Consider the following 24,837-nt stretch of genomic DNA (forward strand, 5'->3'; position numbering starts at 1 on the left):
CCGTTCGCGGTGCGGAGCGCCACGATCCTGCCTGACTTGGTGGTTTCGTGGTTTTGTCTCTGGCGGTGGCTGCCCGGCCATTTGATGCCCTGCCGTACCGGCGCGAGCGGCACCTTGCTATCAACTCCCCTGGTTTCGTGGTGGGCACCGTGGCCCGGTTCGCGGGGCCGTGCTCGTACCTCACGGCGCTCGTCCTCCGAGACAAAAGCACGAAACCAGCCACACCCGAAACGGCGCAGCCCCTCGCGCCGCGAACGGCAGATGTGGGAATGGTCACCGCACACGAGGTCAGGGGCCGCACGACGTAACCCATGGATCATGCAGTTGCGATGTCCTTTGGGCCGGTTGGACACGCCAGCCAACACTCCGGGCCGTACGACGCAATCACCGAGGCAAAAACAGCCTTATTGCTCTGCTCCCGGCAGGGCGGCTTTCTTTTCGTTAGTTTTCTTTGCCGGTCAAAGAAAAGTGACCGGCAGCCCCCGCAGGGGGATGTCGTATGGCTCTTGGGTCCAAAAACCATCGCCGCCCAAAGAAACAGCGACCAACCCATCCCCCCACCCCTCCCAATCCCCTTCCACGCTACAATCCCGCCAGCCTCAAACCCCCAATCCCCACATGGCCAATCTGATCTTCGCACTAGCCGCCTACCTGATCGGCTCCATTTCCTTTGCCGTCGTGGTCAGCAAGGCCATGCGCCTGCCCGATCCGCACACCTATGGCTCCGGCAACCCCGGCGCTACCAACGTGCTGCGCAGCGGCAACAAGAAGGCCGCCATCCTGACGTTGATCGGCGATGCCTTGAAGGGCTGGCTGGCGGTCTGGCTGGCGCAGCGCTTCGGCCCGGCGTACGGCGTCGACGACACGGGCATCGCGCTGGTGGCGGCAGCGGTGTTCCTGGGCCACCTGTTCCCGGTGTTCTTCCGCTTTGCGGGCGGCAAGGGCGTGGCCACCGCGGCCGGCATCCTGTTTGCCGTCGACCCGCTGCTGGGCGCGGGCACGATGGCAACCTGGCTGATCGTGGCCTTCTTCTTCCGCTACTCGTCGCTGGCGGCGCTGGTGTCGGCGATCTTTGCGCCCTTCTTCTACGTCCTGATGTCGGGGGTGGACGTGATCGCCGGCGCGGTATTCGCGATCAGCGTGCTGCTGGTGGTGCGGCATCGCGCTAACATCGAAAAGCTGCTGGCCGGCAAGGAAAGCCGCATCGGCGAGAAGAAAAAGGCGCCCGGCGCCTGAACGCCGGGTCAGACAGTAAAAAGCCCGCACAGTGATGCGGGCTTTTTCATGCCGGCTGGCAAGTGGCTACGGCAGCTTGCTGAGGATGCCGCTCATCTCGTCAGCGGAGAAGGCACGCAGCGTCTGGCTGCGGACGTTGCCCGCCATGCCCAGGGCAAGGCCGAATGCGGTCATGGTGGCATCGTCAGGCGCGGTAAAGGTCGCTACCAGGTCATATTGACCGAGCGTCCAGAAGATATCTTTCATTTCGATGCCGCTTGCCTTCGCCATTTCGCGAACGGCCGCGGCGCGCTTGGTTGTGTCCTTGACGGTACGGATTCCTTGGTCGGTGAAGTTTAGAAGCGTGACGAAAGTTGCCATGATGCGTCTCCTGATCAAGTGGATTCGCGCTACGCGTTGCCAAAGCGCATAGAGCAACTACTCGCAGCAAGCTGCGTACCACGCCAGCCAGCATATGGCCGGCGTGGGCATGGCGTCAGCAGGCAGCCCCCGCGCAGGGGAAAACCGCCTGAATGTGTTCCAGATCTGATACGAGCCGGGACGCCGCCGTCCGGCGGCCGGTGCTCAGGCCGCTTGTGCCAGCGCCGCGAACGGAAACACCATTTCCACCCGCAGGCCGCCCTCGTCCCGGTTTGCCAGCGCCAGGCGGCCGCCCGCCTGGCGCACCAGCCGGTCGACGATGGCCAGGCCCAGGCCCGAGTGCGCATTGCCGCCGCGCGCCGGGTCCAGCCGCACGAACGGCAGGGTGACCTTTTCCATGGCATCTGGCGGAATGCCTTCGCCATGGTCTTCCACCACCATGTGCCAGCCATCGGCCTGGCGCGAGGTGCTGAGCAGCACCGGCGCTGCCCCGTAGGCATAGGCGTTGTCGACCAGGTTGCCGACGATACGGTCGAGCTGGGTGGCGATCATGCGGAAGCCCTCGCCCGCCATCAGCGAGACCTCCACCGACTTGTCCTGCTCGGCCAGCGAGGCGGCCAGCTCGCCGATGCGGCGATCGACCGGCACCGGCCGCGCCGCGGGCTCGCCGCTTTGGGCAAAGGTCAGGAACTGCTCGACGATGGCGGACATGGACTCGACATCGCGCGTGACGCCGGCCGCGGCCTTCGGGTCGGCCAGCATCTCGGCGCGCAACCGCAACCGCGCCAGCGGCGTCTTGAGATCGTGGGCGATGCCGGCAAGCATCGTATTGCGCTCCTGGTCGATGCGGGTCAGGTCAGCCATCATGCGGTTGAAGCGCACGATCAACTGGCGCAGCTCGTGCGGGCCGCGCTCACGCAGCGGCTTGACGCTGTGCTGGCGCGACAGCTGCTCGGCCGCGGCGGCCATGTCGCGCACCGGGCGCTGGATCTGCCAGGCAATCAGCAAGGCCACCGCCATGGCTACGCCGACCACCAGGATCACGCCAGGCAGCAGGCGGTTGTCGGGCGGCGGGTTGACCACCCATAGCGCAGGCATGGCAATCCAGTCCTGCCGGTGTGGCAGCTTGACCCAGATGCGCGTGGTCTGGTCTTCCTCGAGCCGTACCTGGGTCCCAGGCGGCATGCGCTGAGAGAACTGCTCGACCAGCCGTCGCGCCCGGCCCTTGGCCGCCACGGTGTGCTCGGCCGCGCTGGCCTCGCTGGCCACTTCCACCAGGCTTGGCAGCTTGATGGGCGGCTGGGCGGCAAGCGCGCGCTGGATGCTGTCGAACTGGAACATCATCTGCTCGACGGAGTAATCCACCTGCTGCTGGCGGCGATCCATGCGCAGGATCGCAAGCCAGGAGAAATGGCTCAGCACCAGCACCGCTGCGATCAGCAGCGCGATGCGTCCGAACAGCGTATCGATGCGCAGCTTCATTGGGCGATGTCTTCGGCTTCGTCGGGCACGAAGGTATAACCGCGCCCCCGTACCGTCTGGATGTAGCGGGGACGCTGGGCGTCTTCGTCGAGCAAGCGGCGCAGGCGCCAGATCTGGACATCGATGCCGCGGTCGCTGATGCCGCTCGCGGTGCCGTACATCAGCTCCACGATGCGCTCGCGCGACAGCACCTCAAGCGGGTGCATCAACAGCAGCTTGAGCAGCGCGAACTCGGTATCGCTGATCGCCACCGGGTCGCCGCTGCGCGCCAGCGAGCGCTGGCGGAAGTTGACGCGGAACGGCCCGAAGGCCATGCCCTCGCGGTCTTCCGGCGCAGCCGCGGGGCGGGCCAGCTTGCGGCGCAGCACGGCATTGATCCGCGCCAGCAGCTCGCGCGGCGAGAATGGCTTGCCGAGATAATCGTCCGCGCCGATCTCCAGCCCCACGATGCGGTCGATCTCGTCGCTGCGCGCGGTCAGCAGGATCACGGGAATGTCGTCGTTCTTGGCACGCAGGTTGCGCAATGCGGTCAGCCCATCCACCTTGGGCATCATCAGGTCGAGCACGATCAGGGCGGGGCGCTCGCGCTCCAGGCGTCCCTGCAAGCCTTCGCCATCGTGCAGCACGGACACGGCAAAGCCCTGCTGGGTGAGGTATTCGCGCAGCAGGTCGCGGAGTTCGGGATCGTCGTCCACGACGAGGATTTGGGTAGGCTGATTGGCTCGCATAGGCAGATGATAGCTAGGCTGGGCGCGGCAATCCGGGCGAATTGTTTCAAGGCATTACACCCGGGCTGCTGGTAATGATCTGTAAGATTGGCCGCCCGCGCTGAAACATGGGTGCCGCCAAGGCGCATTATCCTTCGCTTATGTTGCCGTTGCCGGCGGTCGCCGGTCAGGACGGCCCCGCCCGACGCCGCCCGGCCAGCGCGTAGTCGCGCATGAAGCCGCGTGCTGCGAGCGGCACGTGCCGACGGCGTTGCGGCATACTTCTGCCTCTCAAACCCCGAACATCGTTCAAACGCGTTTTTGTTGACGCGTCGCTCCCAGGATCCGGTCATGGCCAACCCCGAAGAACATCAACCGGCTAAGCTGCCACCGCCGCCCAAGGCTGCCTCGCACCGCCGCAAACTGATTGCCGCCGCGCTGATCCTGCTGCTGGCCGGCGGAGGCTGGTATTGGTACAAGCATCGTACGCCCGCCGCCGGTGCCGCGGGCGCGCCCGGCGGCACTAACGGCAGCCGTGGTGGCCCTGGCGGCCCTGGCGGCCCCAGTGGCCCTGGGGGTCCCGGCGGCCAGCGCTCGCCGGTGGTGGTCAGCACCGTGGCCAAGCGTAATATGGACGTCATCCTCAACGGCCTGGGCAATGTCACGCCCGTGGCCAATGTGACCGTGCGGGCCCAGGTGTCGGGCCCTCTGCTCAAGGTCCTGTTCAAGGAGGGCCAGATGGTCAAGGCCGGCGACGTGCTTGCCGAGATCGACCCACGCCCGTTCCAGGCCACGCTGGACCAGGCCGTGGGCACGCTGGCGCGCGACCGTGCCTTGCTGGAAAACGCCCGCCTGGACCAGAAGCGCTACCGCACGCTGCTCGGCCAGGATTCCATCTCCAGYCAGCAGGTAGACACCCAGGACGCCCTGGTGCGCCAGTATGAAGGCGTGGTCAAGACCGACCAGGCCAATGTGGACAGCGCCCGCCTGCAACTGGGCTACACCCGCATCATGGCGCCGGCCTCCGGCCGCATCGGCCTGCGCCAGGTCGACCCGGGCAATATCATCAGCACCAGCGACACCAGCGGCATCGCCCTGATCACCCAGATCCAGCCGATCGCGGTGCTCTACACCATCCCTGAAGACAACCTGCCGTCGGTGCTCAAGCGTCTGCACGCGGGCGAGACCATTCCCGTGCAGGCCTGGGACCGCCAGGCCCGCAACCGCCTGGCTGATGGCACGCTGCTGACCACCGACAACCAGATCGACACCACCACCGGCACGGTCAAGCTCAAGGCGATCTTCCAGAACCAGGACGGCCTGCTGTTCCCGAACCAGTTCGTCAACATGCGCACCAAGGTGGACACGATCGAGGACGCCACCGTGGTACCGGTGGCGGCGATCCAGCGCGGCCAGCAAGGCACTTTTGTCTATGTGGTSGAYGACGGCAGCAAGGTCAAGGTCCAGGTTATCGCGCTCGGCCCGAGCGACGGCGAGCGCACCGTGGTGACCAAGGGCCTGCAGCCCGGCCAGCGCGTGGTGATCGACGGCGCCGACCGGCTCAAGGAAGGCATGACGGTGGAAACCGTGGACCCGGCGGCGCGCGCCGCCGCGCTGGTACCGGCCAGCGCGCCGCGCGGGCGCGGACGGCGCCGCGATGGTGGCGCCAGCGGCGCGGCCGGCGCCTCGGGCGTACCGAGCGCCTCGAGCGCCTCGGGCGCCTCAGGTGTGCACGGTGAAGGGCGGCGTCACMGCGACGGCGCGAGCGCGGCGGCAACGGATGGYGGCGCCAGCACTGGCGCCCCGGCCGGCGCTGCGCCCCAGCGGCCGCAGTAAGGACCCAGCATGAATCCCTCACGCCTGTTCATCGAGCGGCCGGTCGCCACCGCGCTGCTGATGGTCGCCATCCTGCTGTCGGGCCTGGTGGCCTTCAAGCTGCTGCCGCTGTCGGCGCTGCCGGAGGTCGATTACCCGACCATCCAGGTCACCACCCTGTATCCGGGCGCCAGCCCGGACGTGATGACCTCGTCCATCACGGCGCCGCTGGAGCGCCAGTTCGGCCAGATGCCGGGCCTCAAGCAGATGTCGTCGTCATCCTCGGGCGGCGCCTCGGTGATCACGCTGCAGTTCGAGCTCACGCTGTCGCTGGACGTGGCCGAGCAAGAGGTGCAGGCCGCCATCAACGCCGGCGGCAACCTGCTGCCGGCGGACTTGCCGATGCCACCGGTCTACAGCAAGGTMAACCCGGCCGACGCGCCGATCATGACGCTGGCCATGACGTCCGACACCATGCCGCTGCCCAAGCTGCAGGACATGGTGGACACCCGCGTGGCGCAGAAGATCTCGCAGCTGCAGGGCGTGGGGCTGGTGAGCATCAGCGGCGGGCAGCGCCCGGCAGTGCGCATCCAGGCCAACCCGACCGCGCTGGCCGCGCTCGGCATGTCGATCGACGACCTGCGCACGGCGATCGGCAGCGCCAACGTCAACGGCGCCAAGGGCAGCTTCGACGGCCCCGCGCGCGCCTCCACCATCGATGCCAACGACCAGCTCAAGTCCGCCGACGAGTACCGCCAGATCATCGTCGGCTACCAGAAGGGCGCGCCGATCCGCATCACCGATGTGGCCAACATCGTCGACGGGCCCGAGAACAGCCGCCTGGCGGCCTGGGCCAACGACAAGCCGGCCATCGTGCTGAGCATCCAGCGCCAGCCCGGCGCCAATGTGATCGAGGTGGTGGACCGCATCAAGGCCCTGCTGCCGCAATTGCAGAACGCGCTGCCGGCCTCGGTCAAGGTGCAGCTGCTGACCGACCGCACCACCACCATCCGCGCCTCGGTGCGCGACGTGGAGTTCGAGCTGCTGCTGGCGGTCGCGCTGGTGGTGATGGTGATCTTCGTCTTCCTGCGCAATGTGCCCGCCACCATCATCCCGGGCGTGGCGGTGCCGCTGTCGCTGGTGGGCACCTTCGGCGTGATGTACCTGGCGGGCTTCTCGATCAACAACCTGACGCTGATGGCGCTGACCATTGCCACCGGCTTCGTGGTGGACGATGCGATCGTGATGATCGAGAACATCATGCGCTACATCGAGAAGGGCGATTCGCCCATGGAGGCGGCGCTCAAGGGGTCCAAGCAGATTGGCTTCACCATCATCTCGCTGACGTTCTCGCTGGTGGCCGTGCTGATCCCCCTGCTGTTCATGGGCGATGTGGTCGGGCGCCTGTTCCGCGAGTTCGCCATCACGCTGGCGGTGTCGATCCTGATCTCGGCGGTGGTCTCGCTGACGCTTACGCCGATGATGTGCGCGCGCCTGCTGCACCATGTGCCCGATGAGAAGCTCTCGCGCTTTCACCGCGCCAGCGGCCGCTTCTTCGACAACGTGATCGACCGCTACGGCCGCGCGCTGGAATGGGTGCTGGACCGCCAGAAGCTCACCTTGCTGGTCGCCATCGGCACCATGGTGCTGACCGTGCTGCTGTACATGCTGGTGCCCAAGGGCTTCTTCCCGGTGCAGGACACCGGCGTGATCCAGGGCATTACCGAAGCGTCCCAGACCACCTCGTTCCCCGCCATGGCAGCGAAGCAGCAGGCAGTGGCCAAGGTGGTGCTGGAAGACCCGGCGGTGGAGAGCCTGTCCTCCTTCATCGGGGTCGACGGCACCAATACCACGCTCAACGCCGGGCGCCTCCTGATCAACCTGAAGCCCAAGGACCAGCGCAGCGACTCCATCGAGGACGTGACGCGCCGCCTGCAGGCCGCGGTCGACAAGCTCGGCGGTGTTTCGCTCTACACCCAGCCGGTGCAGGACCTGACCATCGAGGACCGCGTGGCACGCACGCAGTACCAGTTCACCGTGCAGGACCCGGACCCCGCCACGCTGGCCACCTGGGTGCCGAGACTGGTCGAGCGCCTGAAGCTGGAGCCGGAACTGCGCGACGTGGCCAGCGACCAGCAGAACAACGGCCTGCGCGCCTATGTGGATATCGACCGCGACGCCGCGGCGCGCTTTGGCATCACCACCGCGGTGATCGACAGCGCGCTGTACAGCGCCTTCGGCCAGCGCCTGGTGTCGACCATCTTCACGCAGGCGAGCCAGTACCGCGTGGTACTGGAGGCCATGCCGCAGTTCCGCACCGATCCGCAGTCGCTGGCGGAGCTGCGCCTGCCCTCCTCCTCCGGCGGGCAGGTGCCGCTGGGCGCGTTCGCGCGCATCAGCGAGCGCACCGGGCCGCTGGTGATMAACCACCAGGGCCAGTTCCCTTCGGCCACCATCTCGTTCAACCTGGCACCGGGCGAATCGCTCGGCGCCGCGGTCGACAAGATCGCCAAGGTCGAGCAGGAAATCGGCCTGCCGATCTCGATGCAGACGGATTTCCAGGGCGCCGCGCTGGCCTTCCGCGCTTCGCTGTCCAACACGCTGTGGCTGATCCTGGCCGCGGTGATCACGATGTACATCGTGCTGGGCGTGCTCTATGAGAGCACCATCCATCCCGTGACCATCCTCTCCACCCTGCCCTCGGCCGGCGTGGGCGCGCTGCTGGCGCTGCTGGTCTCGGGCCAGGACCTGGGCATCATCGCGATCATCGGCATCATCCTGCTGATCGGTATCGTCAAGAAGAACGCCATCATGATGATCGACTTCGCGCTCGAGGCCGAGCGCGAGGGCGGCATGGCGCCGCGCGAGGCCATCTTCCAGGCCTGCCTGCTGCGCTTGCGCCCCATCCTGATGACCACCATGGCGGCCCTGCTGGCGGCGCTGCCGCTGATGCTGGGCACCGGCATCGGCTCGGAGCTGCGCCGTCCGCTGGGCATCACCATGGTGGGCGGCCTGCTGGTCAGCCAGGTGCTGACGCTGTTCACCACGCCGGTGATCTACCTGGCGTTCGACAGCGTGGCAACGCGCCTGAAAGCCTGGCGCCAGCGCCGGTTTGGCGACGACACGAGTGGCGGCGCAGGTGGTGGCGCAGGTGGCAGTGAAGCTGGGCACGCTCCGGAGCCGAGGCCGTAATGAACCTGTCGGCCACCTTCATCCATCGCCCGGTCGCCACCGCGCTGCTGACCATCGGCATCCTGCTGGCGGGGCTGGCGGCGCTGCGGCTGCTGCCGGTGTCGCCGCTGCCGCAGGTGGATTTCCCCACCATCTCGGTGTCCGCCTCGCTRCCCGGCGCCAGCCCCGAGACCATGGCCGCCACCGTGGCCACGCCGCTGGAACGCGCCCTGGGCGCCATTGCCGGCGTCACCGAGATCACCTCCAGCAGTTCGCTGGGCTCGACCCGCATCACGATGCAGTTCGAGCTCTCGCGCGACATCGACGGCGCCGCGCGCGACGTGCAGGCCGCCATCAATGCCTCGCGCGCCACGCTGCCCACCAGCCTGCCGAGCAACCCGACGTACCGCAAGGTCAACCCGGCCGATGCGCCGATCATGATCATCGCGCTGACTTCGCCCACCATGACGCGCGGCCAGCTCTACGATGCGGCCTCGACCATCCTGGCGCAGAAGCTGTCGCAGATCGAGGGCGTGGGCCAGGTCACCATCGGCGGCTCGTCGCTGCCGGCGGTGCGGGTGGAGCTCAACCCCACGGCGCTCAACAAGTACGGTGTCTCGCTGGAGGATGTGCGCAACACCATCAGCGCCACCAACGCCAACCGTCCGCTCGGCTCGCTCGAAAACACCACCACCAACTGGCAGGTCTACGCCAACGACCAGGCCATGAAGGCGGCGGACTACATGCCGCTGATCGTCCGCTACGCCACGCCGGGCACCTACTCGTCGGCCTCGGCCGGTGCGCTGATCGCCAGCACGGCCAACGCCACCGCGGGCGGCGGCGTGAGCACCAAGACCGTCAACGGCGTCACCACCACCACGCTGACCACCAGCAGCGGCACCACCACCATCAGCACCGGCGCCACCGGCGGCAACACCAGCAAGGGCGGCCCGAACTCCTTCGCCGTGCCGGTGCGGCTGTCGGACGTGGCCAAGGTGACCGACTCGGTGCAGGACGTGCGCAACGCCGGCTCCGCCAACGGCCAGCCCTCGGTGCTGCTGGTGCTCAACCGCTCGCCAGGCGCCAACATCATCGAGACGGTGGACCGCGTCACCGAGATGCTGCCGTCGCTGCAGCAGATGATCCCGTCCGCCATCAAGATGGAAGTGATGATGGACCGCACCCCCACCATCCGCGGTTCGCTGCGCGAGGTGGAGCACACCCTGATGATCTCGGTGGCGCTGGTGATCATGGTGGTGTTCCTGTTCCTGCGCAATGTGCGCGCCACGCTGATCCCTAGCGTGGCGGTGCCGGTGTCGCTGATCGGCACCTTCTCGGTGATGTACCTGGCCGGCTTCTCGCTCAACAACCTGTCGCTGATGGCGCTCACGGTCGCCACCGGCTTCGTGGTGGATGACGCCATCGTGGTGCTGGAGAACATCTCGCGGCACATCGAGGAAGGCATGAAACCGCTCGAAGCCGCGCTCAAGGGCTCGCGCGAAGTCGGCTTCACGGTGCTGTCGATGAGCTTGTCGCTGATCGCGGTGTTTATCCCGCTGCTGATGATGGGCGGCATCGTCGGGCGCCTGTTCCAGGAGTTCGCCATCACCTTGTCGGTGTCGATCCTGGTGTCGCTGGTGGTCTCGCTCACGGCCACGCCGATGATGTGCGCACGCCTGCTCAAGCCGGTGCGCCCCGAGCGCCAGGGCCGCCTCTACCGCGCCAGCGAGCGGATGTTCGCCTGGATGCACGATGGGTACGCACGCACGTTGGCGGTGGCGCTGCGCCACAGCACGCTGGTGTGGCTGGTGCTGCTGGCCACCATCGGCCTCAATGTCTGGCTCTACACGATCGTGCCCAAGGGCTTCTTCCCGCAGCAGGATACGGGGCGCCTGATCGGCTTTATCCGCGCCGACCAGGCCACCTCGTTCCAGGCCATGCGGCCCAAGCTCGACAACTTCATCAAGATCGTGCAGTCCGATCCGGCGGTGGTCAATGTGACGGGCTTCACCGGCGGCTCGCAACGCAATACCGGCCAGATGTTCGTCACGCTCAAGCCGATTTCAGAGCGCGAGCCGGCCGACGCCATCGTGGCCCGGCTGCGGGTCAAGCTGGCCAAGGAGCCCGGCGCCAGCCTGTTCCTGACCTCGGTGCAGGACATCCGCATTGGCGGGCGCCAAAGCAGCTCGGCCTACCAGTTCACGCTGCAGTCGGACGATCTCGACGTATTGCGCGAGTGGGAGCCCAAGGTGCGCGCGGCCATCTCCAACCTCAAGGGGCTGGAAGACGTCGACACCGACACCAACGACAAGGGCTTGCAGACCTCGGTGATCATCGACCGGGACACCGCGTCCAAGCTCGGTGTTTCCGCGCAGCAGATCGATGCGGTGCTCAACGATGCCTTCGGCCAGCGCCTGGTGTCCACCATCTACAATCCGCTCAACCAGTACCGGGTGGTGATGGAGCTCAGCCCCGAGTACCTGGAAGGCCCGCATGCGCTCCAGGATATCTATGTGGTCACTGGCGGCGGCAAGCGGGTGCCGCTGTCGGCCTTCGCGCGGTTCACGCCCACCAGCACGCCGCTGGGCGTCAATCACCAGGGCCAGTTCGCGGCCTCCACCATCTCCTTCAACCTGGCCGAGGGCGTCTCGCTATCGCAGGCCACGGAGTTGGTCAAGGATGCGATGGCGCGCATTGGCGTRCCGGAGACGCTGCAGGCCAACTTCCAGGGCAGCGCCAAGGCCTTCCAGGATTCGCTCAAGAGCCAGCCGCTGCTGATCCTGGCCGCGCTGATCACCATCTATATCGTGCTCGGCATGCTGTACGAGAGCTATGTGCATCCGCTCACCATCCTGTCCACGCTGCCGTCGGCCGGCGTGGGCGCGCTGCTGGCGCTGCTGGCCTCGGGCACGGACTTCAGCATCATCGCGCTGATCGGCGTGATCCTGCTGATCGGCATCGTCAAGAAGAACGCCATCATGATGATCGACTTCGCCATCGACGCCGAACGGCGCGAGGGCCTGTCGCCGCATGACGCCATTTACCGCGCCTGCCTGCTGCGTTTCCGCCCGATCCTGATGACCACCATGGCCGCCCTGCTGGGCGCGATACCCCTGGCGATCGGCCACGGCGACGGCGCCGAGCTGCGCGCGCCGCTGGGCATCTCCATCGTCGGCGGGCTGGTGGTCAGCCAGCTGCTGACGCTCTACACGACGCCCGTGGTCTACCTGACGCTGGACCGCTGGCGCCTGAAGGTGAAAGCCTGGCGCCAGCGCCGCTCCGCGGTGCCTGCGGCCACGGCCAGCCTCGAACCCTGAATGCGATCCATGAACGCTTTTCTTCGCCTCCCCGCCCTCTGCGTCCCCGCGACCGTGCTGACGGCAGCCTGTGCCCTGCTGCTGGGCGGCTGCGCCGTGGGTCCCGACTACAAGCGGCCGGACGCGCCCACCACCCCGGCCTTCAAGGAAGCACCCGCCGACACCTCGCAGTGGGGCGAGTGGAAGCCGGCCGAGCCGCAGGATGCCAGCGCGCGCAGCAACTGGTGGGCGGTGTTCAGCGATCCGGCACTCGACACGCTGATGTCGCAGGTGCAGGTATCCAACCAGAACATCAAGGCGGCCGAGGCGCAGTACCGGCAAGCGCTGGCCGCGCTGCAATCGGCGCGCGCCGGCTACTTCCCCACGGTGGGCGCATCGGCCGGGCTGAGCCGCTCGAAGGGCAGCAGCGGCCTGATCGGCAACAGCCAGAACGCCACGCTGTCGGCCAGCTGGGAGATCGATGTGTGGGGCCGCGTGCGCAGGCAGGTGGAAAGCAGCGARGCCAGCGCGCAGGCCAGCCAGTCCGACCTGGCTTCGACCTTGCTGTCGACCCAGTCCACGCTGGCGCAGAGCTATTTCCTGCTGCGCATCGCCGACCAGCAGAAGGCCTTGCTTGACCGCACGGTAGTCGACTACGAGAAATCCCTGCAGCTGGTGCGCAACCAGTACGCAGCCGGCACCGCCCAGCGCTCGGACGTGCTGCAATCCGAGACCCAGCTCAAGTCCGCGCAGGCGCAGCAGATCGATATCCAGATCACGCGCGCGCAGCTCGAGCACGCCATCGCCATCCTGACTGGCAAACCGCCAGCCGACCTCTCCATCACGCCGCAGGACTATGCCGCCGCCGTGCCGCGCGTGCCTGTCGCGGTGCCGTCGGCGCTGCTGGAACGCCGGCCCGATATCGGCGCGGCCGAGCGCCGCATGGCCGCGGCCAATGCGCAAATCGGCGTGGCCCAGGCGGCGTATTACCCCAAGCTGTCGCTATCGGCCACCGGCGGCCTTTCCGCCAGCACGCTGGCGCGGTGGCTGTCGCTGCCGGACCGCGTGTGGTCGATCGGCCCGGCGCTGGCCGGCACGCTGTTCGACGGTGGCCTGCGCAGCGCGGCCAAGGCGCAGGCGGTGGCGGCCTACGACCAGACCGTGGCCGACTACCGCCAGACGGTGCTCGCCGCGTTCCAGGAAGTCGAGGACAACCTGGCCGGCGCGCGCCTGCTGGAGCAAGAAGGCGTGGTGCAGAACGACGCGCTGCGTTCGGCGCGCGATGCGCTGGCCCTGGTCAACAACCGTTACCGCGCTGGCACTGCCAGCCTGCTGGACGTACTGACCGCGCAGACCACCGCCTACACGGCGGAGCGCACCTACTTGACCATCGTGGGCCGCCAGTACACGACCAGCGCGGTGTTGATCAAGGCGCTGGGCGGCGGCTGGCATATCGAGACGGAGAGCGCGTCGAATACGGCGCCGGCCGGCACAGCGCCCGGCGGCTCGGCAACGCAATAGCAAATGGCGGTGGGAGCCTCCCCGCCGCCCTATGCCGGCGGGAAGCGCACCCGCACCAGCAGGCCCCTGCCCTGCGCGCCATCCAGCAGCACCAGCGACGCGCCATGCGCCATGGCGATGTCGCGCACGATGGTCAGGCCAAGCCCCGAGCCAGCGGGAGCCGTCTCACCGGGCACCGTCAAACCCGCCGCCTTGCCGCGGTAAAACGGCTCTAGCACCGCCGCGCGTTCCGCGGCGGGAATGCCGGGACCGTCATCCTCCACTTCCAGCACCACCGCCTCGCCCGCGCGCAAGACCCGCGCCGTGACCATGCCGCCCGACGGCGTATAGCGCAGGGCATTGTCGACCAGGTTGGTCACCAGCTCGTGCAGCAGATCGGTGCCGCGCACTAGCTGCGCGCCCGCGCCTTCGAAGCCCAGGTCGATGCGGCGCGCACGCGCAGCGGGCGTGAGCTCGAGGCAAACCTCTTTCACCAACGCCGCGAGGTCCAGCGCGCGCGGCGCCTCGGCTCCGCCGTGCGCGGCGCGCGCCATCGACAGCAGGCGGTCGGCCAGCGCGGCCATGCGCGCGGTACTGTCGGCCAGGCCCTGCGCGATGCGCCGCTGCTCGTCGGGATCGCGCTCGCGCGCGGCCAGCTGGGCCTGCGTGTGCAGCACGGCTAGCGGCGTGCGCAACTGGTGCGCCGCGTCGGCGATAAAGCGGCGCTGCGCGGCGAGCACCTGTTCCAGCCGCGCCATGTAGCCGTTCATGGCTTGCACCAGCGGCGCGGTCTCGCGCGGGGCGCTGTCGAGCGGCAGCGGCGTGGTGGCGCCGGGCTGGCGTTGCGCCACGGCTTCGCGCAGCGCATCGAGCGGCGCCAGCGCGCGCCGCGTGAACAGCCAGATCACCAGCACCGCGGCCAGCACCAGCATCAGCTGGCCCCACAGCACATCGAACAGGATGTTGCGCGTCAGCGCCTGGCGCGAGTCCAGCGTCTCGCCCACCTCGATCAAGGCCATGCCGCCGCGCGTGCCGCCGGCGTCCATCACCGGCTGGCGCAGCGCGGCGATGCGGATCGGCTGGCCACGGTAAGTACGGTCGTAGAAGCTCACCAGTGCGGGGTACAGCTTGGTGCGCGGCTGGCTGGCATCGAATGGCGGCAGGTCGTCGTAGCCCGAGACGAACTCGCCATGCACGCCGCTGACGCGGTAGAACATGGTGGCGTTCATGCCCACCTCGAAGGTATCGAGCGAGATATACGGCACGTCCACGCGCACGCCTTCGGGGGTCAGCGTGATGCGCTCGGAGATATTGCGCGCCGATGCCAGCAAGGTGCGGTCATAGGCCTGGTTGGCGGATTCCAGCGCATTGAAGTAGGCCACTACGCCGTACGCGGCCTGCAGCGCCAGCATGGGCGGGATCAGCCACCACAGCAGGCGTGCGCGCAGGCTGGCGGCGCGCTTGCGCGGCTCAGCCAACGCTGGGCTCCAGCACGTAGCCCAGCCCGCGCAAGGTCACGATGGCAGCGCCCGAGCCTTCGAGCTTGCGGCGCAGGCGATGCACGTAGACCTCAATCACATCCGGCTGGGTGTCGTCGGCCAGGGTGAAGATGCTGGCGTAGATGCGGTCCTTGCTGACGGTCTTGCCGGGCGGCGTCATCAGGATCTCCAGCACCGCATGCTCGCGCGGCGTCAGCGCCAGCGGCACGCCGCCCACCTGGAAATGGCGCGACACCGTATCGAACCCCAGGCCGCCGCACACCACCAGCGGCGCCTCGGTCTGGCGCGCGCGGCGCAGCAGCGCCTTCACGCGCGCCTCGAACTCGGCCAGGTCGAAGGGCTTGGCCATGTAGTCGTCGGCGCCCAGGTCCAGGCCCTTGACCCGGTCGCCCACTTCGCCGCGCGCGGTCAGGATCATTACCGGCACGCGGCAGCCGCGAGCGCGCAGGCGCGCGAGCAGGTCCAGGCCGTCGCGGTCGGGCAGGGTCAGGTCCAGCAACACCAGCGCGTAGTCGCTGCCGGCCCCGCCCGCGCTGCCGGCGTGGGTGCTGAACAGCAAGGATTCCGCACTGGCCGCGTCGGCCGCGCGCTCCACGGTGAAATGCAGCGCGCGCAGCGCCTGCATCACCCAGGTGGCCAGTTCATCGTGGTCCTCGACCAGCAGTACTCTCATGGAAAGGTGTTCTCCTGCCTCTTGGCGGCGCTTTGTTATGCCTGATTTTCGCATCGCCAGCCAGCGGATTTTTCGGGATTTCCCGGTAAGCTGTCTGCCGTCCACTTGCCCCCCCGGAGGAAAATCGATGCGCCACGTTCTGGCCGCCCTGCGCTTTGCCTGCGCGGCGCTCGCCCTCGCCGCTGCCTGCGCGCGGCCGGCGGCCGCCGCGCCGGAATGCATCGTGCCCGCCAAGCCCGGCGGCGGCTTTGACCTGACCTGCAAGCTGGCGCAGCGCGCGCTGCTCGAAGCCGGGTTCACCGAGCAGCCGATGCGGCTGGCCTACGTGCCGGGCGGCATCGGCGCGGTGGCCTACAACAGCATCGTGGCGCAACGCCCCGCCGAGTCCGACACCATCGTCGCCTTTTCAGACGGCTCCCTGCTGGCGCTGGCCCAAGGCAAGTTCGGCAAGTACGGCGCGGCGGATGTGCGCTGGGTCGGCGCGCTCGGCGCCGATTATGGCGTGATAGCGGTACGCGCCGACTCGCCCTTCAAGACCCTGAAGGACCTGGTGGCCGCGCTCAGGTCGGATCCGGACCGGGTACTGTTCGGGGCCGGCGGCACCATCGGCAACCAGGACTGGATGAAGGCCGCGCTGGTGGCGCGGCAAGCCGGCGTGGGCTACAAGCGCATGCGCTTCGTGGGTTTCGAGGGTGGCGGCGAGGCCTTCACGGCACTGCAGGGCGGGCACGTCCAGGCGGTGTCCKGCGACGCATCGGAGGCCGCCATGCAGCTCGGCGCGGGCGGCATCCGCATCCTGGCCGTGCTGGCGGCGCAGCGCCTGCCCGGCAGGCTGGCCGGCGTGCCCACCGCGCGCGAGCAGGGCTTCGACATCGTCTGGCCCATCCTGCGCGGCTTCTACATGGGCCCCAAGGTTGCGCAGGCCGACTACCAGCGCTGGGCCAGCCGCTTCGAACGCCTGCAGGCCAGCCCGGCATTCGCCCGGCTGCGCGCGGAGCAAGGCCTGTTCCCGGCCGACCTGGGCGGCGCCGACCTGGATACCTATGTGCAGCGAACGGTGCAGCGCTATAGCATGCTGGCCAAGGAATTCGGGCTGACCCGATAGCTCCGATAGCTCCGATAGCTCCGATAGCTCCGATAGCCCTGATAGCCCCGCTACGGCCGGGCAAGCGCCTCCGGACGCGGCAGCGGCTGCTTGCTCACCCGCTCCTTGAGCCAGGTGGCGGCCTTGCCGAGCGGCCGCTGCTTATGCCACACCAGCTCCATCGCCACCGGCCAGTCCTGGTCGTCGAACTCCAGCGCGGGCGACACCAGTTGCGTGCCCGCCGGCGAGTTGGCCGCCACGTGCCAGGGCACGAAGGCCCAGCCCAGCCGGCGCTTGACCAGCTCTACGATGACCCACTGGCTCTCCACCCACCAGACTTCGGCGGCCACGCGCAGCCGCATTTTTTCCTCGCTGTCGGTACGGGTGGCCACCATCAGCTGCCGGTAGCGCTTCAGTTCCTCCCAGCCCACGCGCTGGTCCGCAAGCGGATGGTCGGGCGCGCAGATGATCCGCATCGGCACCCAGCCCAGCGCGCGGAAGCCCAGCTCCGGCGGAAGCACCTCCTGGCGCCACATGATGCCCAGGTCGGCGCAACGCTCCAGCACCAGCCGGCTGACGTCTTCCATCAAGGGAAACAGCAGCTCCAGTTCCACCGCCGGGAAGCGCTCGGAGAACTCTTCCAGCATCACGCCCAGGGTTTCCTCCGGATAGAGTTCGTCCACCGCCAGCACCAGGCGGCTCTCCACGCCCTCGCCCAGGCTCTTGGCCACGCCGCGGAAATGCTCGCAACGCTCCAGGATCACGCGCGCCTCAGCCAGCAGCCGCTCGCCCGCGGCGGTCAGGGTGGGATAGCGCCCGCCGCGGTCGAACAGCTGGTTGCCCAGGTCGATCTCGAGATTGGACACGGCCGCGCTGACGACCGACTGGGCCTTGCCCAGCCGGCGCGCGGCTGCGGAGAAAGAGCCACATTCGGCGGCCGCGGCAAAGGCCTGCAATTGCTCGAGCGAGAGGCTCATGTCGATTCCTTGGGACGGGCCGCTGCCCATCCATCGTTTTAAGCGATAGAACCCAACTTTACCATCCCAGAATACTCGATAGAATGCCCTCTATTCACACGCCAGACAGGAAGTATCATGCGCAGCACCAAGGACAGAATTCGTCACACCATCGGCTTTGAAGTGATCGGCTTGCTGATTGTCGCGCCCGTGGGCAGCTGGGTCTTTGGCTTCGCCCTGCACCAGATCGGCATCCTCGCCGTGGTGGCATCGTTGATCGCCGCCGGCTGGAACTACGTCTACAACGTGCTGTTCGACAAGGCCATGCTGCGGTTCACCGGGCAGTTGCGCAAGCCGGTGGCCGTGCGGGTGCTCCACGCTATCCTGTTCGAACTGGGCCTGCTGGTGGTGTTCTTGCCGATGGTGGCGTGGTACCTCGACATGAGTCTGTTTGATGCCTTCGTCATGGACATCGCGCTGGCGGCCTTCTACGTGGTCTATGCATTCATCTACAACTGGACCTACGATGCCGTGTTCCCGGTGGCCGGCGCCGCGGGGAAAAGCGGAAATACCACAAAGGCGGTCGCGAAGTCGGCCTGCTGACCCAGCGATCAGGAAGCAAAAAGCGGATGCCGACGGCATCCGCTTTTTGCATTTTGGCCAGCCACTTCGCGTGGCTGCATTATTCCTTACCGGCGCTCTGGCGTCGCCACGTTGCCAACCACACCGCCCAGCGCCGCGCCACCGATGGTGGCCGCCGGGCCGCCGATCAGTGCAGCGCCGGCCACACCGCCAACACCCGCGCCGATGGCGGTATTGCGCTGCTTGGGCGTCATGTCTGCGCAGCCCGCCACGCTCAGCAGGGTGGCAAGCAGGATAGACAGGGTTACGGTACGCATGATGAGGCTCCTTGTGGGATTGGCTCGGCGCCGGGCAATGCACCCAGGCCGCGCTATTGCGTGTTACCGCACGGTCCACATCTGCGGCAGGTGTTTTCAGTATGGGGGGCGGCGTCGCTTTGCGTGACGGGGCTATGGCCGAACATCGTGTCAGCGGATTCCCACAAATCCCGTGCGCGTGCCATGTCAGCGCCGCTCGATTGCGGGTTTCCCCGCACGCCGCCCGGCTTGAAGCCGCCGCGCATTTAGTTATACTACATAACAATATTGCTGCCCGCTGCGGCCTCCCCATGACGCACGCGCGGCGGGCAATCCATAACAAGCCGTGGAGACAACACCATGAAGATCGCGATTGCCGGTGGCGGCATCGGCGGCCYGACGCTGGCACTGCTGTGCCACCGGCACGGCATCGAGGCCGAGGTCTGGGAAGCCAGCGAGACGCTGCGCCCGCTCGGCGTGGGCATCAACCTGCTGCCGCACGCGGTGCGCGAGCTGTCCGAGCTGGGATTGCACGATGCACTGGCCGAGCTGGCGGTGCAAACCTCGTCCCTGTCCTACTACAACAAGCTCGGCCAGCGCATCTGGCACGAGCCGCGCGGGCGCGCGGCGGGCTACGGCCAGCCGCAGTTCTCCATCCATCGCGGCGAATTCCAGATGCTGCTCTACCGCACCGTGGTGGAGCGCCTGGGCGCTGAGCGCGTGCATGCCGGCCATACGTTTGAAGCAGTCACGAGCACCGGCGCGCGCGCGGGCGATCCCGTGGAGTTCACGCTGCGCCGGCGCAGCGACAACGCGCAAGTCACGGCGCGGGCCGATGTGCTGGTGGGCGCCGACGGCATCCACTCCGCCGTGCGCCGCCACTTCTATCCGCAGGGCGACGCGCCGCGCTTCTCGCGCCGCACGCTGTGGCGCGCCGTCACCGAGGCGCCGCCGTACCTGGATGGCAGCTCGATGTTCATGGCGGGCCACCAGGACCAGAAGTTCGTGGCCTACCCGATCTCCGAGCCGCTGCGCCGCCAGGGGCGCTCGCTGGTCAACTGGATCGCCGAGCTGCGCGTGCCCGACAGCGCGCCGGATACCCCGCCGCGCAGCGACTGGAACAAGCAGGTCGACAAGTCCGTGTTCCGCGAAGCCTTTGCGGATTGGCGCTGGGACTGGATCGACATCCCCGCGCTGATCGACGGCGCGCAGGCCATCTACGAATTCCCCATGGTCGACAAGGACACGCTGCCGCGCTGGACCTTCGACCGCGTGACGCTGCTGGGCGACGCCGCCCACCCGATGTACCCGATCGGCTCCAACGGCAGCGCGCAGGCCATCCTCGATGCGCGCTACCTGATCGACAGCCTCCTGGCCAACGGCGCGCCGCGCGACGCCTCCGGCACCGGCCATGCGCTGCGCGAGTACGAAGCGGAACGGCTGCCGCGCACCGCGGCCATCGTGCTGCGCAACCGCATGAACGGGCCCGAGCAGGTCATGCAGCTGGCCGAGCAGCGCGCGCCGCAGGGCTTCAGCGATATCGAAACCGTGATCCCGCGCACCGAGCTCGAAGCGATCGCGCTGCGCTACAAGCAGCTCGCCGGCTTCGACCGGCAATCGCTGCAGGTGCCGCCGCGCTAGGCGCAGCCGCGCGCTGTGATTGCGCCAGTCCGTCGTATCATGCCCCCCGACCGGCCCTGAGAAGCCGGCGTCATTCGAAGAATAGGAGACATCGTGCCGCGCCCCAGCCCTACACGCCTTAGACACGTTAGACGCCTTGCCACGCCCGCCAGCCGCCTTGCGCTCGCCGTCACCGCCAGCCTTGCCGCCGCGCTCGGCGCCGCGCCCGCGCTTGCCGAAGTGACGGTCGGCGTCAGCATCGCGTCGACCGGCCCATCGGCCTCGCTCGGCATCCCGCAGAAGAACAGCATGCCCTTCCTGCCGGAGACCATCGCCGGCGAGAAAATCCGCTACATCGTGCTGGACGACGGCTCCGATCCCACCCAGGCCACCAAGGTGGCGCGCCGCTTCGTCAGCGAGGACAAGGTCGACATCATCCTCGGCTCGTCGGCGGTGGCGCCGTCGATCGCGATTGCCGAAGTCGCCGACGAGAGCCAGACCGTGCAGCTGGCCTTCTCGCCGATCGAGCTCAAGCCCGGACGCGGCGAATGGACGTATCGGCTGGCCCAGCCAGTCAAGCTGATGGCCGAGGCCGTGGCGGATGCGGCGCACGCCAAAGGCGTCAAGACCATCGCCTTCATCGGCTTTGCCGACGCCTACGGCGAGACCTGGCTCAAGGAGTTCACCACCGCCGCCACGGCGCGCGGCATGCGCCTGGTGGCCACCGAACGCTATGCGCGCTCGGACACCAGCGTGACCGCGCAAACGCTCAAGCTGATCGCCGCCCGCCCCGACGCGGTGCTGATCGCCGGCGCCGGCACCGGCGCGGCCCTGCCGCACACCACGCTGCGCGAGCGCGGCTACGCGGGCCCGGTCTACCACACGCACGGGGCGGCCACCAAGGACCTGATCCGCATCGGCGGCAAAGCCGTCAACAGCTCCATCCTGCCCGCCGGGCCGGTCATCGTGGCCGAGCAGCTGCCGGACAGCGCCGCCACCAAGAAGCCGGGGCTGGACTACGTGGGCCGCTACGAGAAGCAGTACGGGCCCGACACCCGCACCCAGTTCGGCGCCCACCCCTACGATGCGGGCCTGGTGCTGCAGCGCATCGTGCCGGTGGCGCTCAAGCAGGCCAAGCCGGGCACGCCGGCATTCCGCCGCGCGCTCAAGACCGCGCTGGAGAGCGAGCGCAATATCGTGGTGTCGCACGGCGTGCTGAACTACACCGCGCAGGATCACTTCGGCTTTGACACCCGCGGCCGCGTGATGCTGACCATCGACAATGGCAACTGGAAGCTGCTGAAATGACCGCGCCCGCCGCGCCCTTTGCCATCGCTGGCCTGCCCATGCCCACGCTGGAGCACGTGGCGGATTTCCGCTTCCGGCTGGCGCCGGTCACCGAGGTGGGTGCGAGCGCGCTGGGCAACCGGCGGGTCATCCCCATTCTCGACGGCGTCGTTTCCGGGCCGCGCCTGCAAGGGCGCATCCTGCCCGGCGGCGCGGACTTCCAGCTGGTGCGCCACGATACCGGCAACGGCAACGGCATCGTCGTGGCCGACATCGAGGCCCGCTACGTGCTGGAGACCGACGACGGCGCGCGCATCTACATCGTCAACGCAGGCGTGCGCAGCGGCCCCGCCGAACTGATCGCGCGCCTGGCCGGCGGCGAGATCGTCGACCCGCGCCTGATCTATTTCCGCACCGCGCCCCGCTTCGAGACGGCGGCGCCCGGCTACGACTGGCTCATGCAGCACCTGTTCGTCGCCACCGGCGCCCGCTATCCGGACCGGGTGGAAATGCGGTATTTTCGCGTCGTATAGGCGGCCCGGTTTTTCAGGCAGCCCAACGCCCTCCCCCACATCCATCGACCGACGCCAAGGCCTCATGACCACAGCAAAGGCGCGTGTGCGCCGCAGCCGCGACGCCCTCGCCCCCGATCCCGCCGGCGCCAGCCAGGCAGCCGATGCGCCCGGCGGATTCGACCCGCATATCGCCAACGTCGACTACGGCGTGCTGGACGGCCTGGTCGGCTACGCCATCCGCCGCGCGCAGATCCGTATCTACGAAGACTTCGTGCAATCGCTGGCGCAGTGGCACATCACGCCGCCGCGTTTCTCCGCGCTCGTGATCGTCTCGCGCAATCCGCTGCTCAAGCTGACCGAGCTGGCCAGCATCCTGGGCATCGCGCGCTCGGGCGCGGTGCTGCTGGTCGACGCGCTGGAAGACATGAAGCTGGTGGCGCGCCGCCCGGCGCCGCACGACCGCCGCGCCTACAGCCTGGTGCTGACCCCGGCGGGACGGCGCACGCTGGAAGCCGCCACCGCCGCGGTGTGCGCGCACGATGCGCGCGTCGCGGGCGCATTGTCGGCGCAGGAACAAGACACGCTGCGCACACTGCTCGGAAAGCTCGCGCCGCCGCAGCCGACCGGCGCGGCCAGCTTGGCCCATTTGGCAGACCCCACAAACGCCGCAGAAGACTAGACGGAATTTCTGCGGAAAAACCTGTGGAAATCGCATGGCGGCGTCATCCGCGCCCAGGCCCATGCGTTAACATGGGCACCATGCCGAATCGCCCTTCCCCAATTCTTCACCGCCTGCTGCCGCTTTGCGCCGCCGGGCTGTTGTGCATCAGCGGCGTGAACACCGCCGCCGCCAAGACCCCCGTTCACAAGACCAAGGCCACCCACGCCGCGACCGAGTCCGCCGAGCCGCGCTCAGGCCTGCCGGGCAGCGTGACGGCTGCGCTCAAGCGCGCGCATGTGCCCGCCTCGGCCACCAGCTTCTACGTGATCAAGGTCGGCGCGCCGGCGCCCCGCGCAAGCTGGAACGCGCAAACGCCGATGAACCCGGCTTCCACCATGAAGCTGGTCACCACCTTCGCCGGGCTCCAGCTGCTTGGCCCCGGCTACCGCTGGCAGACCGCGCTGTACGCGGACAACCAGCCAGGCGCCGACGGCACCGTCAACGGCAACGTCTACCTGCGCGGCTATGGCGACCCCAAGCTGGTGCCGGAAGAAATGGCCAAGCTGGTCAACGCCGCCCGCATCGCGGGCGCCACCACCATCAACGGCGACCTGGTGCTGGACCGCAGCTACTTCGATTCCGCCCTCGACAAGGGCGCCACCATCGATGGCGAAACCCAGCGCGCCTACAACGTCAGCCCCGACGCGCTGCTCTACGCCTTCAAGACGCTGTCGTTTACCATCACGCCCGACCCGGCCAACCAGTCGGTCGCGGTATCGGTCACGCCCGCGCTGGCGCAGCTCAAGCTCGACAACCGCCTGGCGCTGTCCCACGGCAAGTGCGGCGACTGGTCGGCGCGCGCGCGCCCCGCCGTCACGCCACAGCCCGACGGCACCGTGCTGGCCTCCTTCGACGGCAGCTACGCCGCCGACTGTGGCGAACACGTGGTCAACATCGCCACGCTCTCGCACAACGAATTCACCTGGGGCGGCTTCGTCGCTGAATGGCAACTGGCCGGCGGCCGCTTCACCCACCAGCCAGCCCTGCGCATGGGCCGCGCCCCGCGCAACGCCTTCCTGCTGGCACGCCACTACGGCCAGCCCCTGTCGGAAATCGTGCGCGACATCAACAAGTTCTCGAACAATGTGATGGCCCGCCAGCTTTACCTGACCATCGGCGCGGAGATGGATCGCAGCGGCCCGGCCAGCACCACCCGCTCGGCCAAGGTGGTGCAGCGCTGGCTGGCGCGCCAGGGGCTGGACATGCCCGGCCTGGTACTGGACAACGGCTCCGGGCTATCGCGCGACGAACGCATCAGTGCCTACGATATGTCACGGCTGCTGCAGCAAGCGCTGGCCAGTGAAGTCGGCCCGGTGCTGATCGATTCGCTGCCGATCCTCGGCGTGGACGGCACGCTGCGCAACCGCCTGACACGCGCCGGCGCGGCCGGCAATGCCTACATGAAGACGGGAACGTTGAACGATGTCCGGGCGCTGGCCGGCTATGTCGACGCGCTGAACGGCGACCGCTATGTGGTGGTCAGCTACATCAACCACGCCAACGCAGCACAAGCCCGCGAAGCCCACGACGCCCTGTTGCAATGGGTATATCAGGGCGCACCCTGAGTGGCGTGATACTGGCAGCCGGTACGGAATAAGGTGAGCTAGCGCCCTTGCAAGCGCCCGCCCTCTCCCCCGGCCCCTTGTATGTCGGAAAATATGTCCTGGAAGCCTCAGATCGATGGCCCCATGCCCTCTCCCACAAGTGGGAGAGGGGAGCCAACCAGCGGCAAGATCAACCAACTGTGGTAGCCGTGTAAAGCGCCCGAAGGGCGGGAAAACACCCAAGCGCGATGCGAAGCGAGCCGTCAAGGTGTGCCAAGGCCGTATGGGGCGCCTCCGGATTCGGCGAAAAGGGCGGAAAAGAGGGACCCATGTCTGAGTATCGCCTTAAGGCGATGCGAGTTTGGGTCCCGGCCGCTCTTTTCGCCGAAGCCCGAGGGGGTAGTCGCCCCATCCGGCGCGCCTTTTTTGCCTACTTTTTTGGCAAGACAAAAAAGTAGGTCGCCGCCCCGCAGGGGTGGTGAAACTGCAGTTG

Annotated in this window: 19 protein-coding genes; 12 read left to right on the forward strand and 7 right to left on the reverse strand. The window is 67.9% G+C overall.

Annotation, left to right across the window (positions count from 1 at the left end; genetic code table 11):
- The first annotated feature begins 618 nt into the window (after positions 1-618).
- On the forward strand, positions 619-1,236 hold the full coding sequence (plsY, locus tag AC1DS3_RS15550; RefSeq protein ID WP_441640198.1) for a glycerol-3-phosphate 1-O-acyltransferase PlsY: 618 nt from the start codon (positions 619-621) through the stop codon (positions 1,234-1,236).
- 66 nt (positions 1,237-1,302) lie between these two features.
- Here the strand turns inward: plsY and AC1DS3_RS15555 are convergent, their stop codons facing one another.
- From AC1DS3_RS15555 to AC1DS3_RS15565, 3 genes are all read right to left on the reverse strand, one after another.
- A complete protein-coding gene (locus AC1DS3_RS15555) occupies positions 1,303-1,596 on the reverse strand; it encodes a GYD domain-containing protein (protein WP_006163019.1) in 294 nt (97 codons plus the stop codon).
- Positions 1,597-1,800: 204 nt separating this feature from the next.
- Positions 1,801-3,078: an ATP-binding protein gene (locus AC1DS3_RS15560; RefSeq protein ID WP_441640196.1), complete on the reverse strand. Its 1,278-nt coding sequence runs from the start codon at positions 3,076-3,078 to the stop codon at positions 1,801-1,803.
- Positions 3,075-3,806, reverse strand: coding sequence for a response regulator (locus AC1DS3_RS15565; protein WP_441640195.1), 732 nt, complete (start codon positions 3,804-3,806; stop codon positions 3,075-3,077). The genes AC1DS3_RS15560 and AC1DS3_RS15565 overlap by 4 nt, the downstream gene beginning before the upstream one ends.
- A gap of 330 nt (positions 3,807-4,136) precedes the next feature.
- On the opposite strand from AC1DS3_RS15565, the gene AC1DS3_RS15570 reads away from it, so the two are divergent.
- Genes AC1DS3_RS15570 through AC1DS3_RS15585 form a run of 4 tightly spaced genes read left to right on the forward strand, consistent with a single transcriptional unit; the run spans position 4,137 to position 13,588 of the window.
- Positions 4,137-5,621 (forward strand): MdtA/MuxA family multidrug efflux RND transporter periplasmic adaptor subunit, encoded by a 1,485-nt coding sequence (locus AC1DS3_RS15570; RefSeq protein ID WP_477127490.1) that lies wholly within the window; start codon positions 4,137-4,139, stop codon positions 5,619-5,621.
- Between the two features lie 9 nt (positions 5,622-5,630).
- Positions 5,631-8,792 carry an MdtB/MuxB family multidrug efflux RND transporter permease subunit gene (locus tag AC1DS3_RS15575; protein ID WP_477109448.1) on the forward strand — a complete coding sequence of 1,054 codons (3,162 nt, stop codon included), beginning with the start codon at positions 5,631-5,633 and terminating at the stop codon, positions 8,790-8,792.
- Entirely contained in the window at positions 8,792-12,088 is a 3,297-nt protein-coding gene (locus AC1DS3_RS15580) for an efflux RND transporter permease subunit (RefSeq protein ID WP_441641378.1), read from the forward strand. The genes AC1DS3_RS15575 and AC1DS3_RS15580 overlap by 1 nt, the downstream gene beginning before the upstream one ends.
- A 9-nt stretch (positions 12,089-12,097) precedes the next feature.
- Entirely contained in the window at positions 12,098-13,588 is a 1,491-nt protein-coding gene (locus tag AC1DS3_RS15585) for an efflux transporter outer membrane subunit (RefSeq protein ID WP_477127491.1), read from the forward strand.
- 29 nt (positions 13,589-13,617) lie between these two features.
- Here AC1DS3_RS15585 and AC1DS3_RS15590 read toward each other — a convergent pair whose 3' ends face one another.
- Complete coding sequence (locus tag AC1DS3_RS15590; RefSeq protein WP_441641380.1) at positions 13,618-15,045, reverse strand: sensor histidine kinase; 1,428 nt, start codon at positions 15,043-15,045, stop codon at positions 13,618-13,620.
- A complete protein-coding gene (locus AC1DS3_RS15595; protein WP_183033479.1) occupies positions 15,038-15,739 on the reverse strand; it encodes a response regulator in 702 nt (233 codons plus the stop codon). The genes AC1DS3_RS15590 and AC1DS3_RS15595 overlap by 8 nt, the downstream gene beginning before the upstream one ends.
- 127 nt (positions 15,740-15,866) lie before the next feature.
- Between AC1DS3_RS15595 and AC1DS3_RS15600 the strand changes: the two genes are divergently transcribed.
- Positions 15,867-16,844: a tripartite tricarboxylate transporter substrate binding protein gene (locus AC1DS3_RS15600; RefSeq protein ID WP_477127492.1), complete on the forward strand. Its 978-nt coding sequence runs from the start codon at positions 15,867-15,869 to the stop codon at positions 16,842-16,844.
- Positions 16,845-16,894: 50 nt separating this feature from the next.
- Here AC1DS3_RS15600 and AC1DS3_RS15605 read toward each other — a convergent pair whose 3' ends face one another.
- Positions 16,895-17,800, reverse strand: coding sequence for a LysR family transcriptional regulator (locus AC1DS3_RS15605; RefSeq protein ID WP_441641382.1), 906 nt, complete (start codon positions 17,798-17,800; stop codon positions 16,895-16,897).
- A gap of 117 nt (positions 17,801-17,917) precedes the next feature.
- Between AC1DS3_RS15605 and AC1DS3_RS15610 the strand changes: the two genes are divergently transcribed.
- Entirely contained in the window at positions 17,918-18,382 is a 465-nt protein-coding gene (locus tag AC1DS3_RS15610) for a PACE efflux transporter (protein ID WP_441641383.1), read from the forward strand.
- Positions 18,383-18,468: 86 nt separating this feature from the next.
- Here AC1DS3_RS15610 and AC1DS3_RS15615 read toward each other — a convergent pair whose 3' ends face one another.
- Positions 18,469-18,678, reverse strand: a complete 210-nt coding sequence (locus AC1DS3_RS15615; RefSeq protein ID WP_150992709.1) for a hypothetical protein — start codon at positions 18,676-18,678, stop codon at positions 18,469-18,471.
- Positions 18,679-19,017: 339 nt separating this feature from the next.
- Between AC1DS3_RS15615 and AC1DS3_RS15620 the strand changes: the two genes are divergently transcribed.
- From AC1DS3_RS15620 to dacB, 5 genes are all read left to right on the forward strand, one after another.
- A complete protein-coding gene (locus tag AC1DS3_RS15620; RefSeq protein ID WP_477127493.1) occupies positions 19,018-20,298 on the forward strand; it encodes a flavin-dependent oxidoreductase in 1,281 nt (426 codons plus the stop codon).
- A gap of 93 nt (positions 20,299-20,391) precedes the next feature.
- A complete protein-coding gene (locus tag AC1DS3_RS15625) occupies positions 20,392-21,585 on the forward strand; it encodes an ABC transporter substrate-binding protein (protein WP_441641385.1) in 1,194 nt (397 codons plus the stop codon).
- Positions 21,582-22,097: a DUF3237 domain-containing protein gene (locus tag AC1DS3_RS15630; RefSeq protein ID WP_441641386.1), complete on the forward strand. Its 516-nt coding sequence runs from the start codon at positions 21,582-21,584 to the stop codon at positions 22,095-22,097. Before AC1DS3_RS15625 ends, AC1DS3_RS15630 begins: the two co-directional genes overlap by 4 nt.
- A 64-nt stretch (positions 22,098-22,161) precedes the next feature.
- Positions 22,162-22,758, forward strand: coding sequence for a MarR family winged helix-turn-helix transcriptional regulator (locus tag AC1DS3_RS15635; RefSeq protein WP_441641387.1), 597 nt, complete (start codon positions 22,162-22,164; stop codon positions 22,756-22,758).
- A 71-nt stretch (positions 22,759-22,829) separates the two neighbouring features.
- Entirely contained in the window at positions 22,830-24,365 is a 1,536-nt protein-coding gene (dacB, locus tag AC1DS3_RS15640; RefSeq protein WP_441641388.1) for a D-alanyl-D-alanine carboxypeptidase/D-alanyl-D-alanine endopeptidase, read from the forward strand.
- The last annotated feature ends 472 nt before the right edge of the window (positions 24,366-24,837 follow it).

This window comes from Cupriavidus sp. 01L46 (genome assembly GCF_056399905.1).

Bases quoted from the DNA above. Each gene is read 5' to 3' on its own strand.
- plsY (WP_441640198.1), top strand. From the start codon at position 619: ATGGCCAATCTGATCTTCGCACTAGCCGCCTACCTGATCGGCTCCATT.
- AC1DS3_RS15555 (WP_006163019.1), bottom strand. From the start codon at position 1,596: ATGGCAACTTTCGTCACGCTTCTAAACTTCACCGACCAAGGAATCCGT.
- AC1DS3_RS15560 (WP_441640196.1), bottom strand. From the start codon at position 3,078: ATGAAGCTGCGCATCGATACGCTGTTCGGACGCATCGCGCTGCTGATC.
- AC1DS3_RS15565 (WP_441640195.1), bottom strand. From the start codon at position 3,806: ATGCGAGCCAATCAGCCTACCCAAATCCTCGTCGTGGACGACGATCCC.
- AC1DS3_RS15595 (WP_183033479.1), bottom strand. From the start codon at position 15,739: ATGAGAGTACTGCTGGTCGAGGACCACGATGAACTGGCCACCTGGGTG.
- AC1DS3_RS15605 (WP_441641382.1), bottom strand. From the start codon at position 17,800: ATGAGCCTCTCGCTCGAGCAATTGCAGGCCTTTGCCGCGGCCGCCGAA.
- AC1DS3_RS15610 (WP_441641383.1), top strand. From the start codon at position 17,918: ATGCGCAGCACCAAGGACAGAATTCGTCACACCATCGGCTTTGAAGTG.
- AC1DS3_RS15615 (WP_150992709.1), bottom strand. From the start codon at position 18,678: ATGCGTACCGTAACCCTGTCTATCCTGCTTGCCACCCTGCTGAGCGTG.
- AC1DS3_RS15630 (WP_441641386.1), top strand. From the start codon at position 21,582: ATGACCGCGCCCGCCGCGCCCTTTGCCATCGCTGGCCTGCCCATGCCC.
- AC1DS3_RS15635 (WP_441641387.1), top strand. From the start codon at position 22,162: ATGACCACAGCAAAGGCGCGTGTGCGCCGCAGCCGCGACGCCCTCGCC.
- dacB (WP_441641388.1), top strand. From the start codon at position 22,830: ATGGGCACCATGCCGAATCGCCCTTCCCCAATTCTTCACCGCCTGCTG.